Source organism: Microaerobacter geothermalis (assembly GCF_021608135.1).
Lineage (GTDB): Bacteria > Bacillota > Bacilli > DSM-22679 > DSM-22679 > Microaerobacter > Microaerobacter geothermalis.
The window spans coordinates 1-2821 of the sequence record NZ_JAKIHL010000074.1 but is presented as its reverse complement, the minus strand read 5'-3'; the positions used below and the strand labels follow the sequence as shown (position 1 = coordinate 2821).

At 47.9% G+C, this 2821-nt stretch carries 1 protein-coding gene, 17 tRNA genes and 1 rRNA gene; all 19 read right to left on the bottom strand.

Features of this window, described 5'->3' with window-relative positions:
* Positions 1–82: 82 nt before the first annotated feature.
* Positions 83–349, bottom strand: coding sequence for a hypothetical protein (locus tag L1765_RS15770; protein ID WP_236405659.1), 267 nt, complete (start codon positions 347–349; stop codon positions 83–85).
* Between the two features lie 318 nt (positions 350–667).
* Positions 668–754 (bottom strand) — tRNA-Leu (locus L1765_RS15765).
* Positions 755–926: 172 nt separating this feature from the next.
* A tRNA-Arg gene (locus tag L1765_RS15760) sits at positions 927–1003 on the bottom strand.
* A 4-nt stretch (positions 1004–1007) separates the two neighbouring features.
* Positions 1008–1096 (bottom strand) — tRNA-Leu (locus tag L1765_RS15755).
* An 11-nt stretch (positions 1097–1107) separates the two neighbouring features.
* Positions 1108–1181: transfer RNA gene (locus tag L1765_RS15750), tRNA-Cys, on the bottom strand.
* Positions 1182–1224: 43 nt separating this feature from the next.
* Positions 1225–1299: transfer RNA gene (locus L1765_RS15745), tRNA-Gly, on the bottom strand.
* Positions 1300–1303: 4 nt separating this feature from the next.
* Positions 1304–1378, bottom strand: a tRNA-Gln gene (locus L1765_RS15740).
* A gap of 6 nt (positions 1379–1384) precedes the next feature.
* A tRNA-His gene (locus tag L1765_RS15735) sits at positions 1385–1460 on the bottom strand.
* A gap of 16 nt (positions 1461–1476) precedes the next feature.
* A tRNA-Trp gene (locus tag L1765_RS15730) sits at positions 1477–1550 on the bottom strand.
* 25 nt (positions 1551–1575) lie between these two features.
* Positions 1576–1660 (bottom strand) — tRNA-Tyr (locus L1765_RS15725).
* A 36-nt stretch (positions 1661–1696) separates the two neighbouring features.
* Positions 1697–1772 (bottom strand) — tRNA-Thr (locus tag L1765_RS15720).
* Positions 1773–1781: 9 nt separating this feature from the next.
* Positions 1782–1857: transfer RNA gene (locus tag L1765_RS15715), tRNA-Phe, on the bottom strand.
* Positions 1858–1940: 83 nt separating this feature from the next.
* A tRNA-Asp gene (locus L1765_RS15710) sits at positions 1941–2018 on the bottom strand.
* 78 nt (positions 2019–2096) lie between these two features.
* A tRNA-Met gene (locus tag L1765_RS15705) sits at positions 2097–2173 on the bottom strand.
* 6 nt (positions 2174–2179) lie between these two features.
* A tRNA-Val gene (locus tag L1765_RS15700) sits at positions 2180–2255 on the bottom strand.
* Between the two features lie 175 nt (positions 2256–2430).
* A tRNA-Glu gene (locus tag L1765_RS15695) sits at positions 2431–2505 on the bottom strand.
* Positions 2506–2518: 13 nt separating this feature from the next.
* Positions 2519–2611, bottom strand: a tRNA-Ser gene (locus tag L1765_RS15690).
* Between the two features lie 3 nt (positions 2612–2614).
* A tRNA-Asn gene (locus L1765_RS15685) sits at positions 2615–2689 on the bottom strand.
* Positions 2690–2695: 6 nt separating this feature from the next.
* Positions 2696–2812 (bottom strand): 5S ribosomal RNA (gene rrf / locus L1765_RS15680).
* Between the last annotated feature and the right edge of the window lie 9 nt (positions 2813–2821).

Here is a 2821-nt window from a genome sequence, read left to right as displayed (position 1 = left end):
TTTGACTTCCACTTTTAGACTGTCAACCTGAAAGACGTCCTGTATTTTCTTTGAAAGGGAGAGCAAAAGATTTCCGTCTATTTTACGAATAGTCTTCCAACGCTTTAAAATAGCTTTTCCAATTTTGTTCGAGAACTTTTAGACATTGTTGATAGGTATGCGAATGGAGATATTCCCTATGCCAATTGGATTTCAGTTCCCTTTCGAGCGCATGGTATGATTTATATGGGTTTTCACGGTTTTGATGGTTGGCAATGTTGTATAGTTTGGTGGTATGAAAGGATAATTCTTCGATGATTTGTTCTTGTTGACCGGTCCATCGTGGGTAGAATTTAAGCGTTAGTTTCAATCGTTTCACCTCCTCTTCCTATGATGATTATACCATAAGAAAAGGCGTTATGGAACATTTGTTTGTAATCAGTCAGCATTTATCTCCCCCTTATAGAAGATGGGAGTCTTCTGCTAAGTAATGATAAAGATTCGAAAATCTCCGCTTACAGCTCCTCAAGCCGTTTCTATCAACTCCCTCAAAGAAGCATAATTTTTTTATTATAGATTCTTTAATTAAGAACTTATTTGCATCACTCATTTCTTTTCAAATAAAAACACTTTAACCAAATTTGGTTAAAGTGTTAAACAAGGGTAATATATCAAAGTAAGATATGTATGGTGCCGGTGATCGGAGTCGAACCGATACTCCCGCAAGGGAACACGATTTTGAGTCGTGCGCGTCTGCCAATTCCGCCACACCGGCATATAAAGTTGTGACCTCTTTTAGGTAATAGGATGGGGTAGGATCTAGGATCTGCCCTGAGAGATACGCTACTTCGTAACGACATCATCTCTCTTCGCCACTTTTGCTCCTTGCTTACCTTATCCGCCTAGGACCCATTGGTCTAATATCTCATCGGTCGTAAACAGATGAATGGCGTGCCCTGAGAGATTCGAACTCCCGACCTTCTGATTCGTAGTCAGACGCTCTATCCAGCTGAGCTAAGGGCACATCGTGGTGCCGAGGACCGGACTTGAACCGGTACGGTAGTCACCTACCGCAGGATTTTAAGTCCTGTGCGTCTGCCAATTCCGCCACCCCGGCAGCTATAAAATTGGAGGCGGCACCCAGATTCGAACTGGGGATAAAGGTTTTGCAGACCTCTGCCTTACCACTTGGCTATGCCGCCCTATTAATGATGTGAGTCGAAATGAAAAAAGTTAATTGAATGATGGAGCGGAAGACGGGATTCGAACCCGCGACCCTCGCCTTGGCAAGGCGATGCTCTACCCCTGAGCCACTTCCGCATATTGGCTGGGCATCCTGGATTCGAACCAGGGAATCACGGAGTCAAAGTCCGTTGCCTTACCGCTTGGCTAATGCCCAACGATTTGGGGCGACTAATGGGAATCGAACCCATGAATGCCGGAGCCACAATCCGGTGCGTTAACCACTTCGCCATAGCCGCCACAATATATTGTATTTGGCAGGGGTGGTAGGAATCGAACCCACACTGGAGGTTTTGGAGACCTCTGTTCTACCATTAAACTACACCCCTATAATGATCAATTTGTCAAATTACATGGTGGAGGGGGTAGGATTCGAACCTACGAAGGCGATGCCAACGGATTTACAGTCCGCCCCATTTGGCCACTTTGGTACCCCTCCGCACTAGAATATATCTCACATCTCTTACTCCTAAAATGGTGCCGGCGAGAGGACTTGAACCCCCAACCTACTGATTACAAGTCAGTTGCTCTACCAATTGAGCTACACCGGCTCGAAGAAATGGTGGCTCGGGACGGAATCGAACCGCCGACACGAGGATTTTCAGTCCTCTGCTCTACCGACTGAGCTACCGAGCCTCTTTTCAAGCAGCAATGATTATTTTATCACGCTGTTATGCATTATGTCAAATGCGGATAATACCATGGGTGAGAATTTAATATGGCGGAGCTGACGGGATTCGAACCCGCGTTCTCCTGCGTGACAGGCAGGCATGTTAGGCCAACTACACCACAGCTCCATTTTTGCCTGTACCCATCAGGTACTCTTGTTGTCTTATTAACTTTATATTTAAACGATACAGCCAAAAGAAGAATATTGGTTGCGGGGGCAGGATTTGAACCTGCGACCTTCGGGTTATGAGCCCGACGAGCTACCGGACTGCTCCACCCCGCGAAAAAATGGTGGACGGTGACGGGATCGAACCGCCGACCCCCTGCTTGTAAGGCAGGTGCTCTCCCAGCTGAGCTAACCGTCCATAGTTTATGAAATCTACTCAGTAGATGTTTATGAAAGTGGTGACCCGTAGGGGATACACTCCTTCGTCGTGACTCCAACATCTGTTCACTGCGTCCCTTACGGTCCTTGTTCACAGTGTTTCCGACGAACCCTTAGGGGTTCTCATCTCCCTACTCAGTAGATATTTATGAAAGTGGTGACCCGTAGGGGATTCGAACCCCTGTTACCGCCGTGAAAGGGCGGTGTCTTAACCACTTGACCAACGGGCCACAGGATTTGTTATGGCGGAGAGAGTGGGATTCGAACCCACGATACCGCGTTAACGGTATACACGATTTCCAATCGTGCTCCTTCGGCCAGCTCGGACATCTCTCCATGTGGCTCCGCAGGCAGGACTCGAACCTGCAACCTACCGGTTAACAGCCGGGTGCTCCACCATTGAGCTACTGCGGATCATTTGCCTGGCAACGTCCTACTCTCCCAGGACCTCCCGGTCCAAGTACCATCGGCGCTGGAGGGCTTAACGGTCGTGTTCGGGATGGGTACGCGTGTATCCCCTCCGCCATCATCACCAGACTTCTATAC